The sequence below is a fragment of the Brevundimonas faecalis genome (assembly GCF_040549405.1).
GTDB lineage: Bacteria > Pseudomonadota > Alphaproteobacteria > Caulobacterales > Caulobacteraceae > Brevundimonas > Brevundimonas faecalis.
Window position 1 is genome coordinate 742,233 of record NZ_JBEPTF010000001.1, and the last position, 20,588, is coordinate 762,820.

Below are 20,588 nucleotides of genomic sequence, written 5' to 3' on the forward strand. Positions count from 1 at the left end.
CGGTTGGTTCAGCGGTTCGCGACGGCGAGACCGGACTTAATCGCAATCTCCAACAATATCGTCATTGTGAACCTGGAATTCGCAAAAGATATTCAATCCTGGAGTTAGGTAGTAATATTTCTTCTCTGTAATCTCGCCATTTAAACTATATGAAATGGATAATTCTCCATCCATCCTTGGAGTAGCGTTGAATTTTCTGGAAGTTCCTTCCGCTATCCTGTCGGCTGATGTGACGGTGTCCGAGAAGACGACCCTTACATCCTCCATGTCGTGATCGGATGTATTTGTGATCTTGACGCTGGATGGCCCTATGTAGCTGCATCCCAGGCACATCATGATGGGCAGCGCCACGCAGATCGCGCTTCCGAATCCTCTCATGACGCCCTCCTGTGTCGGTAATCAGTGTTTCTTCGGGAAGGAGGGAACGGTCAAGCTGGATTGACCCGGCGCGACAATATCCGGCGCGTTCGAAGTCGGAGGGGAAGGCGAGGGCGCGGCGCCCCCTTGGTCTATCCCTCGACCTTCTCCGTCAGGAAGTGGCGCCCCTCGCGGTCCTCGATCTCGACCACCCACAGGTCGGGGTCGTAGCGGCGCTGGCGTTCGACATAGGCGTCCAGCTCGCTCTCGCTGTCGCTGGCGACGGGCTGGATCCAGACCGGTTCGCCGTCCATGCCGGTCGCCTCGGTGAACAGGCGGGCGGTGCGGGTTGCGGTGTCATAGGCCTTGACGATCACGGCCCCGCCGCGCGCGTCGCCCTTACGGACCACCGTGGCGTAGGCGCCTCCGGTTTCGGCGCGGCGGATCAGGGCGCCGACCCAGACGTCTGTGGACAGAAGCAATTCGCTAACCCTGATTGGACACCGGACCGGAACCTTGCGGCCCTATGGAAGGGATCATGAGGATAGGCGCTTCCCCCCGATCCGTCAGCAGAAGGCTGACCTTGACCGCCCTGGCCACGAGCCTCGCCGTCCTGGCGACGCCGGTCGGCGCGGCGCGCGCGGCCGTGACCGACGCCTTCTACGACCGTGTCTTCGTCCTGGCGGCGCATGAGAAATGCGGCCTGTTCGAGCCCCGGCTGATCGCCGCCCTGGACGCCGCCGCCCTTCAGGCCCGGGGCGCCGCCCTGCGCGCCGGATCGCCGGCGACGGACCTCGCGGCGGCCGCCCAGCGGGCGCGGACCCGCGCCGCCGGCGTCGCCTGCGACGACCGCGACCTGGGCCGCGTCAAGGCCAGGGTCCAGGCCGGATTCGCCGGTTGGTCCCGCGCCGCCCGCATGACCTTCCCCGGCGACCGTTCCGCCTGGAAGGGCGACCGCTACGAAAGCCGACTGCCCGGCTGGCGCCTGGTCCAGGACGGGGCGACCGGCGGCTCGCCCGTCCGCTTCGGCCTGGTCGGTCGCGGGCCCGAGGCGACGACGCCGACGGCCGTGGTCTCCTTCGTCGGGCGGCCCCGGCCCTACGCCGCCCGTCTGGTCCTGCGCGACACGGACCAGTCGCCGCGCGTCTGGCTGGCCGGGAACGGCCTGCCGCCCGAACCGGCGCGCCGGGCGGTCTTCGCCTCGGCGTCCCGCGCGGCCCCGACCGAGCTTCTGACCGAAGGCGCCCGTCAGGGCGAGGCCTGGACCTTCCCGGCCCAGGCGGCCGAGGCCCTGTCCCGTCTCGATCCGCGCGAAACCTTCGTCATCGAATTCCTGTTCCGCGACGACAGCGTCGCCTCGGCCCGCTTCGAGGCCGGCGACTTCGCCGCCGCCCGCGCCTTCCTGGCCATGGGCGCGGCCTAGGGCCTGATCGCGGCGCCTATCGGGTTTCGGTCTCGCGCACCGTCACGCGGAACTTGCGCCAGCCCGGCTCGCCGCCACGGGTCTTGAGGCGGCCCCTGCCGACGGTCTGCACAGCCGCCGGTCCGAAGGCGGAGCCTTCGTTCGTTTGCGATATGAGCGTGCAGTTGCGGACCTCGCCGGTTTCGGCCGAGGCCTCGCATTCGACGACCGCCGCCTCGGGGAGGGGCCTCGGCGTGGTGGCGCATCCCGCCAGGATCGCCGCGATTGCGGCCGTCGCCATGAACTTCATCGTCTTCCCCCAGAATCGTGCCGACGCGGATTGCGGCCGATGGCCCTCAAGCCGTCATGGCCCATGGGCGCCGCCTCTATTTTCCAAGTGTCAAGGATAGGCAAGCTGTAGAGCTTGAGCATTAGAGCGGCTGCGAAACGTCGGTGAAACATATGAGACGGGCAGGCGAATTTTACATTCCCTGGCCTACGGCATCGGAGCCGTGCGCATAGGACATCCGGACTCTTTACGTATTGACAGTTCTGTTCACAGATCGTCATATAGGCTTCGCGAACGGGGTTCCCGGAAAGGCCCTGCTTGCAACCGGCTCGATGCGCCCCCTTCCTGCAGGGCGCGCCGACGGATCGTGTGATCCCTCGACTTCACCCGCCCCGGCGCGTCCGGGGCGGGTTTTTTCGTTCGGGAATTCGTCTTTGAAATTAAGGTTTTCGAAGCCGAATATAATTCGGACCCCGTGAAAGTACTTAAGTAGAAATTTTACCTTTCGGGTACAGGTTGTATACCCACGATGCAGGGTTGCGGAGACGGGCTATGAGGCCAGGTTTCAATGCAGCGGTAGAAAACTGGCGGCGCCTCTCGACGGCCGCCAAGGAGGATGCGGCCACCTGGGACCGCTTCGCCGAGGCCGAGCTGCAGATACTCTCCCATCAACCCCAGGATCTGGCCCAGGCGGGCTTGATGCTGGAAGTCCTGATCGACCAGATCGACGGTCGTTCCGACGGTCTGGACGTCAAGGCCCTGCAGGAGGTCCACCGCCTGCTGTTGCGGCAGTCCCTGGCCCTTCCGGCCGCCCCGGCGCCGCGCACGGCCGCCGCCGCCGGGCGTCATGTCGGGGGCGCGGCCTAGAAGCGAAATCGCTTCAGGATCAGGCGCCGAGGTCTCACCCCAGGCCGTAATGCTCCGCCAGGGCCTGCAGTCCGTGCTTCAGCACGGTCTTGCCCTGTCGACGGCGCAGCGAAAGCTCCCGTTCCGCCAACTGCAGCGAGGTCCCGCGCACGCAGACCGTCTCGACCATGGCCCGCAGGCGCGGGCCGCAGGCGTCCAGGGCCGCCTCCACCCGGGCGCCGGCGGTCAGGGCGCGGTCGGTCGGCTCGCTCCGGCCCGGACCTCCGCCCGCGCCGCCGCGGGGCAGGGCGTCCCACCTCATGGTCAGGGAGGGTCCCGACAGGGCGATCTCCGCCTCGGTCCGCAGCCGCTCGCCCGCCGCCACCTCGATCGGGGTCAGCCAGGGACGGCCCGAGGAGTCCTTGCGCCGGGCCAGCCAGGCCACCGGGCTCTCCCCCAGGTTGGCGCGGCGCAGGACGACGCGGCCGTCGATCTCCATGACCGGGCGTTCCCCGTCGATGAAGCCCGGACGGCCCGGCGGCGGAGCGCCCGGCCGCCGCGTCTCCGTCGCCCGTCGCGCGCGCCAGCCGCCGCCGTCGCGCGGCCTCAGCCCCGGTCGCTCGACCAGGGCGCGGAAGACGGCCTCGTCCAGGGTCAGCAGCACCCGGCCTCGCCGATCGCCGCCCAGCCGCAGGGCGTAGCCGTCTCCGGCCGCGTCCATCCAAGCGTCGGGCCGGGCCAGCAGCGACCGCGCCCGCTCCAGCAGGCGTTCGTGCGGCCGGCTCATTTGCGGTCTCCGCTGCGCGGCGGCAGCGACATGCTGGGCGCCGGCAGCTCCATCACCGAGCGGAGGCAGGCGTCCAGCCCCTCGATCACCTTGTCGAAGTCGCGCTTCTCGCGCTCGTCCTCGACCCAGCGGCAACCGGTCGCCGCCGTGGCCCGGTTCAGGCCGAAGGCGTGGGCCACCCGCTCCAACTGCCAGCCGAAGGCGATGTGCGCCAGATACATGGCCGACCAGCGCGCGCGGGAGGCGCGCAGCCGCACCTGGCCGCGCAGCCCCAGCATCTCGTCCGCCGGCACGCCGAAGGCCAGGGCCGCCAGGTGAAGCGCCGCCTCGGCGCGAATGCGGTCCGCGTCGGCCACCGGCACCCGATAGGGTTCGCTCTCGCGGCCGTAACCATAACCGTTCGTCATGATGGGTCAGTTGCTCCTGAACGCTTGTTGTCGTGATCCCATGATGCGACGGGTCATGAGATGATCTAGGAAAATACTCCTAACATGCGTCAGTATCGGTCGCCTCGCCTTGCGCGGCGCGGGATCGCCTGTGGATGGTTCGGCGCGCGAGCGGGGACGATCGGGCAGGGCCCGGCCGGCGTCGTGAAAAAATTAAGGAATCATTGACTCCGGACTCTCGACGCCGATTCGCAAATCAGCCTATGCGTTCCATATCGGGACCCGTTAACCCTTCTTAAGGTTTTGGCCCGTTAACATTGGAACAAGGTTACCCGGTCGTCCTCTGTGGGCGGCCATAGACAGCTTTGCCTGGAGGGGCATGAATGCGCGTCCTGCTGATTGAAGACGATCACGCCACGGCCCAGAGCATCGAACTGATGCTGAAGTCGGAAGGCTTTAACGTCTACACCACCGATCTGGGTGAAGAAGGCATCGATCTGGGCAAGATCTATGACTACGACCTGATCCTGCTTGACCTGAACCTGCCTGACATGAGCGGCCTCGAGGTCCTGCGTCAGCTGCGCGTCGGCAAGATCAACACCCCGGTCATGATCCTCTCGGGCAGCCACGAGATCGAAACCAAGGTCAAGACCTTCGGCGGCGGCGCCGACGACTATCTGACCAAGCCCTTCCACAAGGACGAGCTGATCGCGCGCACCCACGCCGTGGTCCGTCGCTCCAAGGGTCACGCCCAGGCGGTCATCCACACCGGCGAGATCGCCGTGAACCTGGACGCCAAGACGGTCGAGGTGAACGGTCACCGCGTCCACCTGACGGGCAAGGAATACCAGATGCTGGAGTTGCTCTCCCTGCGCAAGGGCACGACCCTGACCAAGGAGATGTTCCTGAACCACCTGTACGGCGGCATGGACGAGCCCGAGCTGAAGATCATCGACGTCTTCATCTGCAAGCTGCGCAAGAAGCTGGCGACGGCCGCCGGCGGCAAGCACTACATCGAAACCGTCTGGGGCCGCGGCTACGTCCTGCGCGACCCGGCCGAAGGCGCGATCGTCGCCGCCGCCTGACGGACGGTCTGAGCCTCCACTCAGGTCCAGAGACCGAAGCGCCCGCCGGGAAACCGGCGGGCGTTTTCGTTTGTCGGGCCATGTCTTCCTTCTCCCACAAGGGGAGAAGGGTTGTCGCGCCGCCCTAACCCCGCACCGCGATCAGCGACTTGGTCAGGCCCAGGACCACCTCGTCGTGGTGGGCGGCGTCGGGGAAGAGGAAGCGGAACTGGGTCTTGTCCAGCAGGCGGGCGTGCTGGACGTCGCGCATGGCGGCGCCCACGTCGGCGGCCTTCTGCGAGAAGCCGTGCGGCTTGCGCATCAGGGCCCGGGCCCGGCTCTGTTCGCTGCGCCAGTGGAAGAAGGGCGCCGAGAAGTGGGGCTCGATCGGGAACCAGAAATAGGGCGTCTGGACATAGTAGCGCGGGGCCAGGCGCCGCGCCTCGGCGGCGAAGGCCTCCATCCGCACCCAGTCCCCCACATGCTCGACGACCGAGTTGGAGTGGACCATGTCGAAGGCGCCGTCCTGGAACTGCGGCAGGGCGCAGGCGTCGCCGTCCAGGTCGGTGAACAGGCTCTCGTCCACGCCGTCGAAACCGCCCGGATTGACCAGGGTCACATGGGCCTTCTTCTCGTCCAGGAATTCGCGGGGGAAGAGGTTCCAGTATTCCGGCTCCCCGCCCAGGTCGATGATCCGCACCGACCCCTTCTCGGCGTGGATGGTCTCGATCATGGACGTGATCCGCTTCGCCCGCGCGCGCCGAAAGCGCGACACCAGGGAATTGGGGTCGGAATTGTCCTGAAGGGCGTGGATCAGCTTCATGGAAGCGAGGAAATCACATCGGCGTTGCGTTCAGGTAAACCTGCGCCGTCGCCCCGCCTGGAGTCGCCCTGCCTGGCCATGAGGAGGCGCGCGCGTCATCCCCTGAACGCGGTCTCTACGGCCGCCGCCAGGGGCTTGGGCCGGGCCTGGGCGTCGAACAGCAGGGGCTGGTCCTTGCCGTCGTCCTCGTTTCCGCGCCGCAGCCAACTGTCGGTGTCGCGCAGACCCCAGACGGTGAAGGCGAACCTCTGGGCCGGGGGCAGGGCCATGAAGGCCTCGGCCAGTTCGATCACCCGCGCCTGCTGCTGCTCCCGCTTGAGCGCCGGCGACCGCGTGTCCAGCCGGCGGTCGCTGCGCAGGGAGGCGTCCAGCTCCGACACGTGGATCGGCAGTCCGAACTGGGCCAGTTCGCGCATGAAGTCGGTGATGCGTCCGGCGGGAATCTCGATGTCCAGGTGGGACTGGGTGCCCAGGCCGCCGATCGGCGCCCCGGCCTTCAGCAGCCGCTCCACCGTGCGCAGATAGGTCGCGCCCTTCCTCGGATTGTTCTCCAGATTGTAGTCGTTGAGGAAGAGGACCGCCTCCGGATCGGCCGCCCTGGCCTGTTCGAAGGCGCGGATCATGTAGCCGTCCTGGCCCAGGGCGCGGCTCCACAGGCAGTCGCGCAGGCCGTCGCCGTCCTCCGCCACCGGCTCGTTGACCACGTCCCAGCCGACCGTCTGGCCGCGATAGCGGCCCGCGACCGTGGCGATCCAGCGGTCGTACTCGGCGACGAACCGGGCCTTGTCCAGGTCATGAAACCAGGGATGGTCCTGGGCGTACCAGATCAGGGTGGTGGCGTAGAGCCGCATCCCGTTCTCGCGGGCGAAGGCGGCGATCCGGTCGGAGGCCGAGAAGTCGTAGCCCCCGGTCCGCGTCAGGATCCGCTCCATCTTCATCTCCCACTCGGGAGTGATCTGGTTGAAGTTGCGGCGCGCGGCCGCGACCCACTGCGGATCGTCGAACTGCCCCGTCATGGCGCACAGGCCGACAGGGAAGGGGGCGGCGGCCTTCAACGGCCCGACCGCAGGCGTCGGCGACTGGGCCGGCGACTGGGCCGAACCGCATGCGGCCAGGGCCAGGGGCGCGGCGAGGGCGGCGCGGCGCGAGATCATCGGACTTCTTTCCTCCCGGCGGGCAGGGAGGAGCGGCGGCTAGCCCTCGGCACGGCGCCTCAGGCCCATTTCGTCGAAGGCGGCGGTCTCGCGCTTGGCGGCGGCCATCAGGCGGTTCAGGCGGGTGGCCTCGGCCACGTGCTCGAACTTCTTCAGTTCCTCGAAGGCGCCGGTCAGGGCGTCGCGCGCGCCGTCTTCCTCGGCGGCGACGGCGGCGACGGCGCTCTCGGCCTCCGCGCGCTTCATCTTCCAGCCGTTCAGATAGGCCTGCAGCATCATGCCCGAGGTCGGGTCCTGGCTCGCATTGGCGCGTTCGATCTCGACCTCGGCGTCGAGGACGGCGACGCGCATCTCGGCCTCCGCCTTGCGGGCCGTGATCTCGGCCAGACGCTTCTGCAGCGTCTCGACCTCGTAGTTGGAAATGCGGATCAGGGATTGGGCCCAGGCGGTCATGGCGTCACGATGCGGTCAACGGGTTAACAAAAGGCTGGCGAGCGAACAATGATCTGTGTTCACTCGCCGATCATCCCCTGGTTCAGGATCGCCTCCAGCCGGACGAAGGCCTCGTCCAGGCTGGTGTGGTCGTCCTTGTCCTGGCCCAGGAAGTCTTCCAGCGCCGGGTTCAGGGCGATGGCGCGGTCGACCACCGGATCGGCGCCGTGGCGGTAGGCGCCGATCCGGATCAGCTCCTCCATGTTGGCGTAGGCCGACAGGCACTGGCGGGCGCGGCGGTTCAGTTCGCGCTCCGGCGGGGTCTGGCAGCCGGGCAGGGTCCGGCTGACCGACTTCAGCACGTCGATGGCGGGGAAGCGGCCGCGCTCGGCGATCTTGCGGTCCATGACGATGTGGCCGTCCAGGATGCCGCGCACGGCGTCGGCGATCGGCTCGTCATGGTCGCCGCCGTCCACCAGGACGGTGAACAGGGCGGTGATCGGCCCGGCCTCCGTCCCGTCCGCCCGGATCGGCCCCGGCCCGGCCCGCTCCAGCAGCTTGGGCAGTTCGGTGAAGACGGTCGGCGTATAGCCCTTGGTCGTCGGCGGCTCGCCCGCCGCCAGGCCGATCTCGCGCTGGGCCATGGCGAAACGGGTGACGGAGTCCATCAGGCACAGGACCTCCAGGCCCTGATCGCGGAAGAACTCGGCCACGGCCATGGTCATATAGGCCGCCTGGCGTCGCTTCAGCGCCGGCTCGTCGCTGGTGGCCACCACGACCACGGCGCGGCGCAGGCCTTCCTCGCCCAGGGTCTCCTCGATGAACTCACGGACCTCGCGGCCCCGTTCGCCGATCAGGCCGACCACGACCACGTCGCAGGTCGCCTGGCGCGCCAGCATGGACAGCAGCACCGACTTGCCCACGCCCGAACCGGCGAAGATGCCCAGGCGCTGGCCCCGGCAGGTGGTGGTGAAGACGTCCATGGACCGGACGCCCAGGTCCAGCCGCTCGCCCACGCGGCCGCGCGAATGGGCGGGCGGGGGCGGGGCCTTCAGCGGATAGGGGGCGGCCCCCTGGGGCAACAGGCCCTTGCCGTCGATGGCCTGGCCGAAGGCGTCGACGATCCGGCCCAGCCAGGCCAGGGTCGGGCGCACGCTGGCGGCCGTGTCGATGATGCGGATGTCGGCGCCCGGCGCCACCCCTTCGACCGGGCCGAAGGGCATCAGCAGGGCCTTGGCCTCGCGGAAGCCGACGACCTCCGCCGGAAGCGGGGACTGGCCGCGCCGTTGGATCTCGGCCCGCGCCCCGACGGCCAGGCGCGACAGGCCGCCGCGCGACTCGATCAGCAGGCCGCTGACCCCCGCCACCTTGCCGGTGACGACCAGGGGGTCGATCGCTTCGACGGCGGCGACGAGGTTGCGCAAGAGAGCTCCGGAAACAGGCCGCGTCGGTTCGGAACCCCAGGGCCGAGTCGGACGCGCTGCCCCCATAAAGCCCGCGTCATGGTTAACGCCGTATGAAACCGCTATGCGGTGATACCCGTAGAGCTTGTCAAAAGAAAAACTAAGGTTTTCAGTCCTAACCTCCCCGTCGAGCGTCAATCTCGTCTAACGGATGCAATGGGGGACTGGATGTTCGGTAAAGCGCGTCAACACCGTGACGCAGAGCAGAAGACTCTGCAGGATCTCGAAAGAAAGATGGCCGCCCTGGGTCGATCCCAGGCCCTGATCGAGTTCGATCTGGACGGCAATATCCTGGACGCCAACGAAAATCTGCTCAAGACCATGGGCTATTCGCTGGAAGAGATCCGGGGCAAGCATCACCGCACCTTCATGGACCCGACCGAGGCCGCTTCCCAGGCCTACGCCGACTTCTGGCGGGACCTGAACGCCGGCCGCTTCGTGGCGACCAAGTTCCGCCGCCTGGCCAAGGGCGGACGCGAGGTCTGGCTCCAGGCCTCCTATAATCCGGTCATGGGGCCGGAGGGCCGCCCGACCAAGGTCCTCAAGCTGGCCGTGGACATCACCCATGCGGAACAGGAATCCGCCCGTCGTGAAACCGCCCGCCTGGAGGCCGAGGCCGCCCAGAACGCCCTGGTCGAGACCCTGGCCGCCAACCTGTCCCGCCTGTCCGACGGCGACCTGCGCGCCCGGATCGATCAGGACCTGAGCGGCGCCCACGGCCGGGTGAAGGACGACTTCAACGGCGCGGTCGACAATCTCAGCCGGACCCTGGCCGAGGTGCTGAACGCCGTCTCCGGCCTGCGCGGCGGCTCCGACGAGATCTCCAGCGCCTCCGACGACCTGTCGCGCCGCACGGAGCAGCAGGCCGCCAGCCTCGAGGAAACCGCCGCCGCCCTGGACGAGATCACCGCCACGGTGAAACGCAGCGCGGAGGGCGCCCGCCAGGCCTCCCTCGTCGCCGACGAGGCGCGAGGCGAGACCGAACGCAGCGGCCAGGTGGTGCGCGACGCCGTCGCCGCCATGGACGGCATCCGCAAGAGCTCGGACCAGATCAGCGACATCATCGGCGTCATCGACGAGATCGCCTTCCAGACCAACCTCCTGGCCCTGAACGCCGGGGTCGAGGCGGCGCGGGCCGGAGAATCCGGTCGCGGCTTCGCCGTGGTGGCCTCCGAGGTCCGGGCCCTGGCCCAGCGCTCGGCCGAGGCCGCCAAGGAGATCAAGGCCCTGATCTCCGCCTCTGCCGGCGAGGTGGCCCAGGGGGTCAAGCTGGTCGGCGAGACCGGGGTCGCCCTGGACGCCATCGCCGGCAAGGTGAACGAGATGAACGCCCTCGTCTCCGAAATCGCCGCCTCGGCCCAGGAACAGGCCTCCGGCCTCAGCCAGGTCAATACGGCCGTGAACCAGATGGACCAGGTCACGCAGCAGAACGCCGCGATGGTGGAGGAGACGACCGCCGCCGCCGCCAACCTCAAGTCCGAGGCCGAGGGCCTGGCCGCCCTGGTCGGCCGCTTCCAGACCGGCCACGACGCCGCGCCCGCCCGGACGCGGCCCTCGACGGCCGGCGTGGTCCGCGACCTCTCCGCCCGCTCCGGCCCGCCCCCCGCCCTCGAAAGCCAACGCGCCCGCCTCCGCGCGGTCGTCGGCGGCGGCGACGTCTGGGAAGAGTTCTGAGCCTTGCTTCTCCTCCCCATTCATGGGGAGGTGGATCGGCCGCACAGCGGCCGAGACGGAGGGGGCGGCGCCGACGTCAGCCGCCCCAGGCGCCATAAACACCAACCGTCCCGCCGCCCCCTCCACCATGCTCCGCATGGTCCCCCTCCCCGCAAGCGGGGAGGAAAAGCCGGCCTCTTTCCTCCCAATTCATGGGGAGGTGGATCGGCCGCATAGCGGCCGAGACGGAGGGGGCGGCGCCGACGTCAGCCGTCCCAGGCCCCATAAACACCAACCATCCCGCCGCCCCTCCACCGCTCCGCGGCTCCCTCTCCCCGGCAGGGGCTAGAAAGGGTAGAAAGCTTGGAGCGGCGGGAGGGGAAATGGCCGACAGCCAGAGCTATGAACGCGCTCGCCGCATGAGGCGCAGCCTGACGCCGCCCGAGGCGCAACTCTGGGCCATTTTGAAGGGGCGCAAGCTGGCAGGGCTGAAATTTCGCAGGCAGCACCCCATCGGCCCCTACATCCTCGACTTCTATTGCGCCGAAGCGAAGCTCGCCGTCGAAGTGGACGGCTCGCTCCACTGGAACCCTGATCAGATGAGCCATGACCGGCGACGGACGGCCTGGCTGAAAACACAGGGCGTGGAGGTTCTGCGCTTGGCGTCAATCGATGTCGGCAAGGAGATGGAAGGCGTGCTGGGCCTGATCCGGCTCAAGGCAGGCGATCGAGTACGCGGCGGGACGGTTGATGTTTGAGGCGCCTGAGGCGTTGGCGTCGCCCCCGCCCCCTCCGTCTCGGCCGCTGCGCGGCCGATCCACCTCCCCATGAATGGGGAGGAAAGACGGGCGTCTTTCCAGCCCCGCAGGCGGGGAAAAGTCTGCATCCCCCCATGACGGGTTTCCCCCGCGTCCTGCGTTAAGGGAGTCGCGGACCTCCCTTCCGACCCGACCTGCAACCTGAACGAGAAGAAACCTCGACGTAGGTCTTCCTCCGTATGGGCATGGGGTCAAAGTTGACGTAGTTGTAGATAAGGGGAGCGTCGCAATACGTCGGGGTAGGGATGCTGTGGCTGCCGCTTGTCAGTCTGGTCGCCGTCGAGCAGGGGGAGGTCGCCCAGGCCTCCGTCGCCGTGTCCGCATCCTCGCAGCCCGTCGTCCGCATCTCGCCCCAGGCCGACCCTGACGATCCGGTTCGCGTCGACGACGTAGAGGTGGTCGGCCGGCGCGGCGCGGCCCTGGTCCCGCCCGAAACCGTCCTGGACGGCGCCGAGATCGACGCCCTGGGCGCCTGGGACATCAGCGAGGTTCTGGGTCGTCTGACCGAGACCATGGGCGTGGCCGATGAGCCCCTGGTCATCATCAACGGCAAGCGGGTGCCGAACCCGTCCGCCTTCACCGGCTTTCCGCCCGACGCCCTGGTCCGCGCCGAGGTGCTGCCGCCCGAGGCCGCCGCCCTCTATGGCGGGACGCCGGGCCAGAGGGTGGTCAACCTGGTGCTGCAAAGGCAGTTCGCCAGCTATGACGGCCGCCTGAACGCCTCGCGTCCCACGGCGGGGGGAACCTCCACGGTCGGCGGCGACCTGCGCCGGTCGGCCATCGCCGGACAGAACACGCGCCAGATGGGGCTGCGCCTGTCGCGCGACACCGCGCTTCGGGCCTGGGAACGGGATCGCGACCTGCCCGGCCAGGGGCCGGACGCGGGCGGCGTCACCCTGCGGCCCCGCACGGACACGGTGTCCGCCAACCTCAACCTGACGCGCGGACTGGGCGACTGGTCCGGGGTCTTCAGCCTGAACGGCCAGGCGCGGGACAGCCGCTCGTCCGCGGAGCGCGGCGGGGTCCTGATCGACAGCCGTCGCCGCATGGAAAGCCTGGGCGCCTCGGCCGGGGCCAGCGGGCTGCTGATCGGCTGGTCGCTCCAGGCCAATCTGAACGCCAACGCCTCGCGGTCCCGCGACGACGGCTTCACCGATCGGCGCAGCGAGAACCAGTCTCTGGGCCTGATGCTCTCGGCCAATCGCTCCTTGTTGAATCTTCCGGCCGGCGCGGTGGTCGCCAACCTGAACAGCAGTCTGCAGAGCAGTCGATCGACCACCCGAACCGGCCAGGACGACCGGACCACCCGTTTCCAGAGTTCCGATTTCCGCGGTTCCCTGGCGGTTCCCCTGTCGAAGGCGGGGGCCGAGAACGGGGTCGGCCATCTGCTGGGCGACGTCCTGCTCACCCTGGGCGGCAGCCTGCGCGAAACCGGATCCGGCGGCGGGAACGAGGTCAACGCCTCCCTGGCCTGGACGCCGCTCAAGGGGGTGAACCTGAATGCGCTTTGGTCGACCTCGACCGAAGCCGTTCCGGAACAGCAGAGGTCGGAACCCGCCTATGACGGGGACCCCCGCGTGGTCTTCGACTTCCGCAACGGAGAAGCGGTCGAGATCATCCCCCTGCTGGGCGGCAATCCGGACCTGCGGCCGCCCAGTTCCGAGCGCCTGAGCCTGACAGCCTCCCTGGGTCCCTTCACATCCTGGTCGCTGGCCGCCAACCTCGGCTATCAGCGCGCCGAGGCGACGGACGGGATCGGCGTGCTTCCTGACCTGACGGAGGAGGTCGAGGCGGCCTTCCCCGATCGTTTCGTGCGTGACGGATCGGGGCGGCTGATCAGCGTCGACTATCGGCCTCTGAACCTGGGCTCCAGCCTGAACGAAGGTCTGACGGCGGGGCTCAATTTCAACCTGCCGCGCCCGGCGGGCGGCGGTGCGGCGGCCAACGAAGCCATGGTTCTGCGTTTGGCGCTCAACTACAGCCTGAAGCTGACCGACAGCCTCTCCCTGCTGCCGGGCCGGCCCGAGACGGACCGCCTCCGGGGCGACGGCGGCGGAACGTCGCGCCAGAGCGCCAACCTGACCCTCGACGCCCGAAAGGGACGCTGGGGCGTCAACGCCTCGGCGCGCTGGACCGAGGGATACCGCTCGCGCCGCTTCAGCGGGCGCGACGACGCGGGGGACCTGGTCACCTCGGACTTCGCCTCGGTGGACCTGCGTTTCAGCTTCCAGATGACTTCGTCTGCATCACGGTCCGGCCCCCGATCGGGCGATGCGGGGCAGGGCGGCGGGCGTCGTCGCAGCCAGGGCATGCAGTTGGGGCTGGACATCAGCAATCTGTTCGACGCCCGGCCCGAGGCGCGGCTGGGCGACGGCTCGCCCGCGCCCGGCTTCGGCCGCGACGACCGCGACCCCCTGGGCCGCACCGTCCGCCTGACCCTGCAACGCCGGTTCTAGACGGTCAGGCCGGGGCGCCCGGCTCGCGCAGGGGCTGGTCCTCGCCCTCGGGAGAGGTCAGGACCGCGCCGACCGAGGCGGTGACGATGGCGGCGATAGCCAGCCATTGCAGGCCGCTCAGGTGCTCGCCCAGGAACAGCAGGCCGGCCAGGGCGCCGACCGCCGGGTCGCCGCTCAGCATGACGCCGAAGGTCCGCTTGGGAATGCCCTTCAGGGCGATCATGTCCAGGGTGTAGGGCAGGGCGCTGGAAACCAGGGCGACGACCAGGCCCAGGAGCAGGATCGACGGGTCCAGCAGGCTCAGCCCCGCCGTCGCCGCGCCGAAGGGCACGACCGTCAGGGCGGCGACCGACATGCCCACGGCCACGCTCGCGCCGCTGGGCAGATGGCTGACCCGCTTGCCGAAGACGATGTACAGGGCCCAGAAGACCGCCGCCGCCGCCGCATAGGCGCAGCCGACCGGGTCCAGCGCCTGGACGTTCCCGTCGAACGGCAGCAGCAGGGCCAGGCCCAGGACCGCGAAGCCCACCCAGACGAAGTGGATCAGCTTGCGCGAGTTCAGCAGGGCGATGGTCAGCGGGCCGGTGAACTCGATGGCCAGGGCCACGCCCAGCGGAATGGTGGCCAGCGACATGTAGAAGCACAGGTTCATCGCCCCCATGACCGCGCCGTAGATCGCCAGCCCCTTCAGGTCGGCCCGCGTCAGTCCTGCGCGCCACGGCCGCCAGACGGCCAGCAGGATCAGGGCCGACAGGCCCACGCGCAGCGACGCCGTCCCGGCGGCGCCCACCATGGGATACAGGCTCTTGGCGAAGGAGGTCCCCATGGACAGGGAGACGATCCCGCCGATCAGGGCGAGGTAGGGCAGGGCCGCCGCCAGACGCGGCGCCCGATGGGTCAGGGCGAGGGAGGACATCCCTGATCCCTACCGAAAAACCGCTTGTGTTTCTCGCCGATTTCGCCTGACTGGATGCAAGTTTCCGGCGTGAATGGGTCTTCACATGCGTGAAAACGTCATCCTTGATGATTTCGACCGCCGGCTGCTCGATCTGGTCCGGCGCGACAACCTCCAGCCGGCCCGTCTGCTGGCGGAAAAGGTCGGCCTGTCGGAGTCCGCCGTCTCTCGTCGCCTGCGCCGCCTGCGGGATGAAGGCGTGATCGTCGCCGACGTGGCGGTGATCGACGAGACCCGGCTGGAGCGCGCCCTGACCATGCACGTCCTGGTCGAGATGGAACGCGAGGGATCGGCCGTCCTCGACGCCCTTCTGGAAGGTCTCGCCGCCCGACCCGAAGTCCGCGCCGCCTGGTATGTCACCGGCGAGACGGACTTCGTCCTCTATGTCGCGGTCCCGTCCATGGAGGCCTATGAGCGCTTCACCCGCGAGGTCCTGAACGACGACGCCCGCGTCCGCGCCTTCAAGACCCTGATCTCCATCCGCGAGGTCCTGTCCTACGACCCGGCGCGGCGGGCGCTGGCGTGAGGAGAAACCCTGCACGCGGCATTAGAAATCCTGCGCGCGGGGGCCTTGCCTCGGGCGTATAAGGGCTGTCACTTAGAATGAAATCGGTTCGGGCGCGCAGGCGCTCGAACCCCGATCCTCGCTCCGGAAACCCTGCTGGAGCCGTGATTCACGGAGAGCCCCATGTCCGACGCCGCCTATGATCCCAGCCGCCACCGCAAGGCCGGACGGGGCAAGATCTACGACAGCATCGTCGACACCATCGGGGACACGCCCCTGGTGCGGCTGCCCAACCTGAGCCGGGAGCTGGGCGCCAAGGCGACCGTCCTGGCCAAGCTGGAGTTCTTCAACCCCCTGGCCTCGGTCAAGGACCGCATCGGCGTCGCCATGATCGAGGCGCTGGAGCAGGCCGGCAAGCTCCAGCCCGGCGCCACCCTGATCGAGCCGACCAGCGGCAACACCGGCATCGCCCTGGCCTTCGTGGCGGCGGCCAAGGGCTATCGCCTGATCCTGTGCATGCCCGAGAGCATGTCGCTGGAGCGCCGCAAGATGCTGGCCCTCCTGGGCGCCAAGCTTGAACTGACGCCGGCCGAGAAGGGCATGAAGGGCGCCATCGCCCGCGCCGACGAACTGCTGGGCGAAATCCCCGGCTCGGTCAGCCCCAGCCAGTTCGAGAACCCCGCCAACCCCGCCATCCACGAAGTCACCACGGCCGAGGAGATCTGGAACGACACGGCCGGCGCCGTGGATGTGGTGATCTCGGGCGTCGGCACCGGCGGCACCATCACCGGCGTCGGCCACGCCCTGAAGAAGCGCAAGCCCTCGGTGAAGATGGTGGCGGTCGAGCCCACGGCCTCGCCGGTCCTGTCCGGCGGCCAGCCCGGCCCGCACAAGATCCAGGGCATAGGCGCGGGCTTCGTTCCCCTGGTGGTCGACCGGGCCGTCATCGACGGCGTCGAGCAGGTCACGAACGAGGAGGCCTTCGACATGGCCCGCAAGGTCGCCTCGACCGAAGGCGTCCCCGTCGGCATCAGCTCCGGCGCCGCCCTGGTCGCCGCCTTCCGCCTAGCCGCCCAGGACGAATACGCCGGCCAGACCATCGTCGCCGTCATCCCCAGCTTCGCCGAACGCTACCTCTCCACCGCCCTGTTCGAAGGCCTCTGAACCCATCTTCTCCTCTCCTGCGGAGCGGGGGAGGGGGACCGCGCGAAGCGTGGTGGAGGGGGCGAAGGATCGGGCTGGGGTTTCCAGGTCAGGGCGGACGTCGGTGGAAACAAGCTGAACGTCGGCGGCTGCATCCGCCCCCTCCACCGCGCCGCGATCTCCCTCCCCCGCAGGCGGGGGAGGAGTTTGAGCCGCCCCTCCGCTTCACAGGCAAGAAAGGCGTCCGCTCGACACCTCCGAAAAAGGGTGATTTCCTTTCAACCGGAGCCATTCCCCGCCTCGGGCGTTGGGCGAACGACGCCCAGGGCGCCCGTCCTGCGCGAAGCCTTTCGTCCTGTCGGAGTTCGTCCATGCGTCCAGCCCCCTTCCGCCTGATCGTCGTCACGGGGGCCGCGGCCCTCGCCCTGGGCGCCTGTTCGCCCAAGGAAGCCGCCGCTCCCGTCGCGCCCGACGGCGCTCCGGCGGCGAGCGACGCCCCCGTCACCGCCCGTCCGACCCAGACCCGTTCGGTCGACGTCATGGTCCAGGGCGTGTCCGAGGTCGGGGCCACGGTGCGGGTCAAGAAGGTGGACATGGCCGAGGACGCCACCATCGTCGACGTCAGCATCTCCTTCGCCGGCCAGGCCACCGGCAATGTCGAGATGGCCTCCGGCCCGACCTATCTGCAACTGCCCAACGGCCAGAAGCTGATGCTCAAGGCGCCCGAGGGCAATCCGAACATGAACATCCGCAACGGCGACACCATGAACGGCCGGCTGGTCTTCATGGGCGCCGTGCCGCCCGGCACGCTCAGCGTCTCCCTGGTCTTCAACGAGGGCTCGACCTCGGACAGCATCATCGGTCCCTTCATCCGGATGGAGATTCCCCTGAGGGCCGCGCCCGCCGCCGCCGGAGCCGCGGGATGAGGTCCCGGGCCAGGCGGGTTCTGGTCGGCGCCGGAACCGCCGTCGCGGCCCTTCTGGCGGCGGACGCCGCCTCGGCCCTGACGGTGCGGGTGATGAAGGGCAGCGCCCTCGGCATGCGCTCGACCTTCGAACTGGTCGCCGACGCCCCGCGCTCCACCTTCGAGAAGGCGGGCGTGGAGGGGGCGCTGGACAGCGTCTTCGTCGCCTCCGAGGTGGCGCCCGCCCGGGTCGAGACGACCCGGACCCTGCTGACCGAGCTGGACGCTCGCCGCAGCGACGGCGCCATCGTCGTCGACCTGCCCGCCGACGTCCTGTTCGATTTCGACAAGGCGGTGGTCCGCCCCGACGCCGAGCCCGCCCTGGCCAAGGCGGCCGAGCTGCTGAAAAGCTATCCGGGCGCGGCCGTGACCATCGGCGGCCATACGGACGCCAAGGGCGACGACGCCTATAACGACGCCCTGTCGCTGCGGCGCGCGCGGGCCGTGGCCGACCGCCTGCAGGGGGCCGCCGGCCGGCCCCTGGGGGTCGAGGGCTATGGCGAGAAGCGTCCTGTCGCCCCAAACGCCCGACCGGACGGCGCCGACGATCCCGATGGCCGCCAGAAGAACCGCCGGGTCGAGATCCGCATCGTCCCGAACGGAGGTTGAGCATGGCCCTGATCCCTTGTCCCGCCTGCGGTCGGCAGGTGTCGGCGGCGGCGCCCGCCTGTCCCGGCTGCGGTCATCCCATCGCGGCCCCGGCGGATCGCCCCGCCGCCGGCTTCAAGGAGGCCCTGACCCGGCCCGAGACGATCCGGAGCGGCTTCACCGTCCTGGGCGTCTTCGTCGCCGCCCCCTGGATCGCCCGCATCCTGGCCCTCTTCCTCTTCGTCGCCCTGGCCGTCGCCGTGGTCTGGCTGAAGCGTTAGGATCGCCGTGTCCTTTCCTCCCCGCTCGCGGGGAGGGGGACCATGCGGAGCATGGTGGAGGGGGCGGCGGGACGGCTGATGTTTTGAGGCGTTTGAGGCGGCGTCGGCGTCGCCGTTCCGCCCGCTGTGCGCGCCCCCTCGTCCTCCACCGCCGGTTAACCGCCGTCGCCTATGCTGGCGGCATGTCGAACACGGCCACCGTCACCGCGCCCGACGCGCCCGCTCCCGAGGAGCAGGCCCCCGTGGGTCAGATCAAGCTGCGGCACGCCCTGCTGCGGCGGCTGACGGACGTGGTCTGTCTGCCCGCCAGCCGGATCAACGCCTTCGAGCGGGCGGTGACGGGCGATCTGGTGGTCGAGATGCTGCGCCTGGCCCCGACGGAGGAGCGGCGCCGGGTCGCCGACCGCCTGTCCAACCTGTCCGAGCCGCCCAATGTCCTGGTCCGCCTGCTGATGCGCGACGAGCCGGACGTGGCTCGCCCCCTGATCGAGCAGTGCGCCTCCCTGACCGACGTGGACCTGATGGCCTGCGCCCGCGACGCCGACGTCGAGCATCGGCGGATGATCGCCTCCCGTCGCGGCCTGTCCGAGGCCGTGACCGAGACCCTGCTGAGTTTCGGCGAGGAGACGGTGATCGAGGCGGTGCTGAGGAACGACACCGCCCGCCTGTCCCAGGCCGCGATCGAGGGCGCCGTGGCCGTCAGCCGCGACGCGCGCGGCCTCTGCGCCCCCCTGCTGCGCCGGGCCGAGATGCGGCCCTCGGGCGCCTTCGTCATGTTCTGGTGGTCCGGGCCGGACGAACGCCGCGCCATCCTCCAGCGCTTCGGCGTCTCGCGCGACGTCATGCAGGACAGCGTCGACGACCTCTTCGCCCTGGCCGCGGCCGGCGGCTGGTCCGACCCCGTGACCCGCAAGGCCCTCCAGTTCATCGAGCGGCGCCAGCGCAATCGGGCCGCGATCGCCAAGAGCCCCTTCAAGAGCCTGGAGGAGGCCGTGGCCGCCGCCGAGGCCGGCCTTAACCGCGAGTTGGTGTCTGAAATCGGATACCTCTCGGGGATCAAGCCCCTGACCGCCGCCAAGATCATGGGGGACGCGGGCGGAGAGCCGGTCGCCATCCTGTGTAAGGCCACGGGCCTGACGCGCGGCGACCTGCAACGCCTGTGGCGCGGCCTCAGGCGGCCCGAGGCCATGGCCGACGGCTCCACGCATCCTGATTGGGACCGTGTGCAGATCATCTATGAGATGCTGGCGGTCGATCGCGCCCAGACGGTGCTGCGTTACTGGAACTGGTCGCTGTCTTCGGCCCTGACGCCGACGCTTCTTCGCGCTATCCGCGAAGGAGACGATGAATTGATCGACGAATACTCCATGCCGGAGCGGGCGGCCATGCTCGCTCTTGCAGAGAACTTTGGTCGGTGAAGCCTCTAGACTGAGGCGAGGGGTAATCTGAAAGAAATCCCCATTCGCGCGAATACGCCTATGCTTGGATTGCCTTCATCTTAAAACATCTTTATGAAACGGATCGATTATAGATCGAATCGGATCAGTCGTTGCTGGTCTCTCATTTGGAAAGCGCTCCACCCCCATGGACGAAAAGCCTGAACTGCTGGAAATGACGGCGGACATCGTGTCGGCCTATGTCAGCAACAACACCGTTGCGGCCGAGACCGTGCCGAACCTGATCGCCCAGATTCACGCCGCCCTGTCGGGCGTGACCGCGGCGCCGGTCGAGGCCGAGCCCGAGCCCAAGGAACCGGCGGTTCCGGTTCGCAAGTCCATTACCCCCGACTTCCTGATCTGCCTGGAAGACGGCCGCAAGTTCAAGTCGCTGAAGCGCCACCTGCGGACCAAGTACAACATGTCGCCCGAAGAATACCGCGACAAGTGGGGCCTGCCGAAGGACTATCCCATGGTCGCTCCGAACTACGCCAAGGCGCGTTCGGACCTGGCTAAGCAGATGGGCCTGGGCCAGGGCGGCCGTAAGCCGGCCCGCGCCGGTCGTCCCAAGAAGGCCTGATCGGCCTTCCCTGAAAGATCTCAACGCCCGCTCTTCTTGCGAAGAGCGGGCGTTTTGCCATGGGTCTCTGTCTTCTCCTCCCCTGCGCAGCGGGGGAGGAGTTCAGGTCGGCGCCCTTTTTCCTCCCCGCTCGCGGGGAGGGGGACCATGCGGAGCATGGTGGAGGGGGCGGCGGGACGGTGAGTTTTTTTGAGGCGCCTGGGACG

23 protein-coding genes are annotated in these 20,588 nt (G+C 68.8%); 13 read left to right on the forward strand and 10 right to left on the reverse strand.

Annotated features, from left to right (window positions below; translation table 11 throughout):
- Window positions 1-36 precede the first annotated feature (36 nt).
- Both ABIE19_RS03510 and ABIE19_RS03515 read right to left on the reverse strand, forming a co-directional pair.
- A complete protein-coding gene (locus ABIE19_RS03510; protein WP_354087734.1) occupies window positions 37-378 on the reverse strand; it encodes a hypothetical protein in 342 nt (113 codons plus the stop codon).
- Window positions 379-509: 131 nt separating this feature from the next.
- The gene (locus tag ABIE19_RS03515) at window positions 510-839 is read right to left on the reverse strand and encodes a DUF1491 family protein (RefSeq protein ID WP_354087735.1); all 330 of its coding nucleotides are present in this window, start codon (window positions 837-839) and stop codon (window positions 510-512) included.
- A gap of 101 nt (window positions 840-940) precedes the next feature.
- Between ABIE19_RS03515 and ABIE19_RS03520 the strand changes: the two genes are divergently transcribed.
- Window positions 941-1,780, forward strand: a complete 840-nt coding sequence (locus tag ABIE19_RS03520) for a hypothetical protein (RefSeq protein ID WP_354087736.1) — start codon at window positions 941-943, stop codon at window positions 1,778-1,780.
- A gap of 16 nt (window positions 1,781-1,796) precedes the next feature.
- Here the strand turns inward: ABIE19_RS03520 and ABIE19_RS03525 are convergent, their stop codons facing one another.
- Window positions 1,797-2,060 carry a hypothetical protein gene (locus tag ABIE19_RS03525; protein ID WP_354087737.1) on the reverse strand — a complete coding sequence of 88 codons (264 nt, stop codon included), beginning with the start codon at window positions 2,058-2,060 and terminating at the stop codon, window positions 1,797-1,799.
- Window positions 2,061-2,600: 540 nt separating this feature from the next.
- Here ABIE19_RS03525 and ABIE19_RS03530 point away from each other — a divergent pair.
- A complete protein-coding gene (locus ABIE19_RS03530) occupies window positions 2,601-2,915 on the forward strand; it encodes a hypothetical protein (RefSeq protein WP_354087738.1) in 315 nt (104 codons plus the stop codon).
- Between the two features lie 34 nt (window positions 2,916-2,949).
- Here the strand turns inward: ABIE19_RS03530 and ABIE19_RS03535 are convergent, their stop codons facing one another.
- Window positions 2,950-3,681 carry a DUF6456 domain-containing protein gene (locus tag ABIE19_RS03535; protein ID WP_354087739.1) on the reverse strand — a complete coding sequence of 244 codons (732 nt, stop codon included), beginning with the start codon at window positions 3,679-3,681 and terminating at the stop codon, window positions 2,950-2,952.
- A complete protein-coding gene (locus ABIE19_RS03540) occupies window positions 3,678-4,088 on the reverse strand; it encodes a chromosomal replication initiator DnaA (protein WP_354087740.1) in 411 nt (136 codons plus the stop codon). Before ABIE19_RS03540 ends, ABIE19_RS03535 begins: the two co-directional genes overlap by 4 nt.
- Before the next feature lie 362 nt (window positions 4,089-4,450).
- Here ABIE19_RS03540 and ctrA point away from each other — a divergent pair, with 362 nt between their 5' ends.
- On the forward strand, window positions 4,451-5,152 hold the full coding sequence (gene ctrA / locus ABIE19_RS03545) for a response regulator transcription factor CtrA (protein WP_354087741.1): 702 nt from the start codon (window positions 4,451-4,453) through the stop codon (window positions 5,150-5,152).
- Between the two features lie 124 nt (window positions 5,153-5,276).
- Here ctrA and ABIE19_RS03550 read toward each other — a convergent pair whose 3' ends face one another.
- The 4 genes from ABIE19_RS03550 to fliI all read right to left on the reverse strand — a co-directional run bounded on the left by ABIE19_RS03550 (window position 5,277) and on the right by fliI (window position 8,964).
- Complete coding sequence (locus ABIE19_RS03550) at window positions 5,277-5,954, reverse strand: methyltransferase domain-containing protein (protein WP_354087742.1); 678 nt, start codon at window positions 5,952-5,954, stop codon at window positions 5,277-5,279.
- A gap of 95 nt (window positions 5,955-6,049) precedes the next feature.
- Entirely contained in the window at window positions 6,050-7,108 is a 1,059-nt protein-coding gene (locus ABIE19_RS03555) for an endo-1,4-beta-xylanase (RefSeq protein ID WP_354087743.1), read from the reverse strand.
- 39 nt (window positions 7,109-7,147) lie between these two features.
- On the reverse strand, window positions 7,148-7,561 hold the full coding sequence (locus ABIE19_RS03560; protein ID WP_354087744.1) for a flagellar export protein FliJ: 414 nt from the start codon (window positions 7,559-7,561) through the stop codon (window positions 7,148-7,150).
- Between the two features lie 59 nt (window positions 7,562-7,620).
- Window positions 7,621-8,964, reverse strand: coding sequence for a flagellar protein export ATPase FliI (gene fliI / locus ABIE19_RS03565; RefSeq protein ID WP_354087745.1), 1,344 nt, complete (start codon window positions 8,962-8,964; stop codon window positions 7,621-7,623).
- A 273-nt stretch (window positions 8,965-9,237) separates the two neighbouring features.
- Between fliI and ABIE19_RS03570 the strand changes: the two genes are divergently transcribed.
- The 3 genes from ABIE19_RS03570 (at window position 9,238) to ABIE19_RS03580 (ending at window position 13,930) form a co-directional block, all read left to right on the forward strand.
- Window positions 9,238-10,677: a methyl-accepting chemotaxis protein gene (locus tag ABIE19_RS03570; protein WP_354087746.1), complete on the forward strand. Its 1,440-nt coding sequence runs from the start codon at window positions 9,238-9,240 to the stop codon at window positions 10,675-10,677.
- Window positions 10,678-11,039: 362 nt separating this feature from the next.
- Window positions 11,040-11,414, forward strand: coding sequence for an endonuclease domain-containing protein (locus ABIE19_RS03575; RefSeq protein WP_354087747.1), 375 nt, complete (start codon window positions 11,040-11,042; stop codon window positions 11,412-11,414).
- Window positions 11,415-11,719: 305 nt separating this feature from the next.
- Window positions 11,720-13,930 (forward strand): TonB-dependent receptor, encoded by a 2,211-nt coding sequence (locus ABIE19_RS03580; protein WP_354087748.1) that lies wholly within the window; start codon window positions 11,720-11,722, stop codon window positions 13,928-13,930.
- A 4-nt stretch (window positions 13,931-13,934) separates the two neighbouring features.
- On the opposite strand, the gene ABIE19_RS03585 is transcribed toward ABIE19_RS03580, so the two are convergent.
- The gene (locus ABIE19_RS03585) at window positions 13,935-14,846 is read right to left on the reverse strand and encodes an EamA family transporter (RefSeq protein ID WP_354087749.1); all 912 of its coding nucleotides are present in this window, start codon (window positions 14,844-14,846) and stop codon (window positions 13,935-13,937) included.
- An 85-nt stretch (window positions 14,847-14,931) separates the two neighbouring features.
- On the opposite strand from ABIE19_RS03585, the gene ABIE19_RS03590 reads away from it, so the two are divergent.
- From ABIE19_RS03590 to ABIE19_RS03620, 7 genes are all read left to right on the forward strand, one after another.
- Window positions 14,932-15,411: an Lrp/AsnC family transcriptional regulator gene (locus ABIE19_RS03590; RefSeq protein ID WP_354087750.1), complete on the forward strand. Its 480-nt coding sequence runs from the start codon at window positions 14,932-14,934 to the stop codon at window positions 15,409-15,411.
- A gap of 162 nt (window positions 15,412-15,573) precedes the next feature.
- Complete coding sequence (gene cysK, locus ABIE19_RS03595; protein WP_354087751.1) at window positions 15,574-16,554, forward strand: cysteine synthase A; 981 nt, start codon at window positions 15,574-15,576, stop codon at window positions 16,552-16,554.
- A gap of 350 nt (window positions 16,555-16,904) precedes the next feature.
- Window positions 16,905-17,459 carry a hypothetical protein gene (locus ABIE19_RS03600; protein WP_354087752.1) on the forward strand — a complete coding sequence of 185 codons (555 nt, stop codon included), beginning with the start codon at window positions 16,905-16,907 and terminating at the stop codon, window positions 17,457-17,459.
- Entirely contained in the window at window positions 17,456-18,106 is a 651-nt protein-coding gene (locus ABIE19_RS03605; protein WP_354087753.1) for an OmpA family protein, read from the forward strand. The genes ABIE19_RS03600 and ABIE19_RS03605 overlap by 4 nt, the downstream gene beginning before the upstream one ends.
- Before the next feature lie 2 nt (window positions 18,107-18,108).
- Window positions 18,109-18,366 (forward strand): hypothetical protein, encoded by a 258-nt coding sequence (locus ABIE19_RS03610; protein WP_354087754.1) that lies wholly within the window; start codon window positions 18,109-18,111, stop codon window positions 18,364-18,366.
- A gap of 182 nt (window positions 18,367-18,548) precedes the next feature.
- The gene (locus ABIE19_RS03615) at window positions 18,549-19,784 is read left to right on the forward strand and encodes a DUF2336 domain-containing protein (RefSeq protein WP_354087755.1); all 1,236 of its coding nucleotides are present in this window, start codon (window positions 18,549-18,551) and stop codon (window positions 19,782-19,784) included.
- Between the two features lie 166 nt (window positions 19,785-19,950).
- The gene (locus ABIE19_RS03620) at window positions 19,951-20,382 is read left to right on the forward strand and encodes a Ros/MucR family transcriptional regulator (protein ID WP_354087756.1); all 432 of its coding nucleotides are present in this window, start codon (window positions 19,951-19,953) and stop codon (window positions 20,380-20,382) included.
- Window positions 20,383-20,588 lie beyond the last annotated feature (206 nt).

Bases quoted from the DNA above. Each gene is read 5' to 3' on its own strand.
- ABIE19_RS03620 (WP_354087756.1), top strand. From the start codon at position 19,951: ATGGACGAAAAGCCTGAACTGCTGGAAATGACGGCGGACATCGTGTCG.
- ABIE19_RS03585 (WP_354087749.1), bottom strand. From the start codon at position 14,846: ATGTCCTCCCTCGCCCTGACCCATCGGGCGCCGCGTCTGGCGGCGGCC.
- ABIE19_RS03540 (WP_354087740.1), bottom strand. From the start codon at position 4,088: ATGACGAACGGTTATGGTTACGGCCGCGAGAGCGAACCCTATCGGGTG.
- ABIE19_RS03530 (WP_354087738.1), top strand. From the start codon at position 2,601: ATGAGGCCAGGTTTCAATGCAGCGGTAGAAAACTGGCGGCGCCTCTCG.
- ABIE19_RS03600 (WP_354087752.1), top strand. From the start codon at position 16,905: ATGCGTCCAGCCCCCTTCCGCCTGATCGTCGTCACGGGGGCCGCGGCC.
- ABIE19_RS03510 (WP_354087734.1), bottom strand. From the start codon at position 378: ATGAGAGGATTCGGAAGCGCGATCTGCGTGGCGCTGCCCATCATGATG.
- ABIE19_RS03575 (WP_354087747.1), top strand. From the start codon at position 11,040: ATGGCCGACAGCCAGAGCTATGAACGCGCTCGCCGCATGAGGCGCAGC.
- ABIE19_RS03605 (WP_354087753.1), top strand. From the start codon at position 17,456: ATGAGGTCCCGGGCCAGGCGGGTTCTGGTCGGCGCCGGAACCGCCGTC.
- ABIE19_RS03580 (WP_354087748.1), top strand. From the start codon at position 11,720: ATGCTGTGGCTGCCGCTTGTCAGTCTGGTCGCCGTCGAGCAGGGGGAG.
- ABIE19_RS03610 (WP_354087754.1), top strand. From the start codon at position 18,109: ATGGCCCTGATCCCTTGTCCCGCCTGCGGTCGGCAGGTGTCGGCGGCG.
- ABIE19_RS03570 (WP_354087746.1), top strand. From the start codon at position 9,238: ATGGCCGCCCTGGGTCGATCCCAGGCCCTGATCGAGTTCGATCTGGAC.
- ABIE19_RS03590 (WP_354087750.1), top strand. From the start codon at position 14,932: ATGCGTGAAAACGTCATCCTTGATGATTTCGACCGCCGGCTGCTCGAT.
- ABIE19_RS03550 (WP_354087742.1), bottom strand. From the start codon at position 5,954: ATGAAGCTGATCCACGCCCTTCAGGACAATTCCGACCCCAATTCCCTG.
- ABIE19_RS03525 (WP_354087737.1), bottom strand. From the start codon at position 2,060: ATGGCGACGGCCGCAATCGCGGCGATCCTGGCGGGATGCGCCACCACG.
- ABIE19_RS03535 (WP_354087739.1), bottom strand. From the start codon at position 3,681: ATGAGCCGGCCGCACGAACGCCTGCTGGAGCGGGCGCGGTCGCTGCTG.
- cysK (WP_354087751.1), top strand. From the start codon at position 15,574: ATGTCCGACGCCGCCTATGATCCCAGCCGCCACCGCAAGGCCGGACGG.
- ctrA (WP_354087741.1), top strand. From the start codon at position 4,451: ATGCGCGTCCTGCTGATTGAAGACGATCACGCCACGGCCCAGAGCATC.
- ABIE19_RS03615 (WP_354087755.1), top strand. From the start codon at position 18,549: ATGTCGAACACGGCCACCGTCACCGCGCCCGACGCGCCCGCTCCCGAG.
- ABIE19_RS03555 (WP_354087743.1), bottom strand. From the start codon at position 7,108: ATGATCTCGCGCCGCGCCGCCCTCGCCGCGCCCCTGGCCCTGGCCGCA.
- ABIE19_RS03560 (WP_354087744.1), bottom strand. From the start codon at position 7,561: ATGACCGCCTGGGCCCAATCCCTGATCCGCATTTCCAACTACGAGGTC.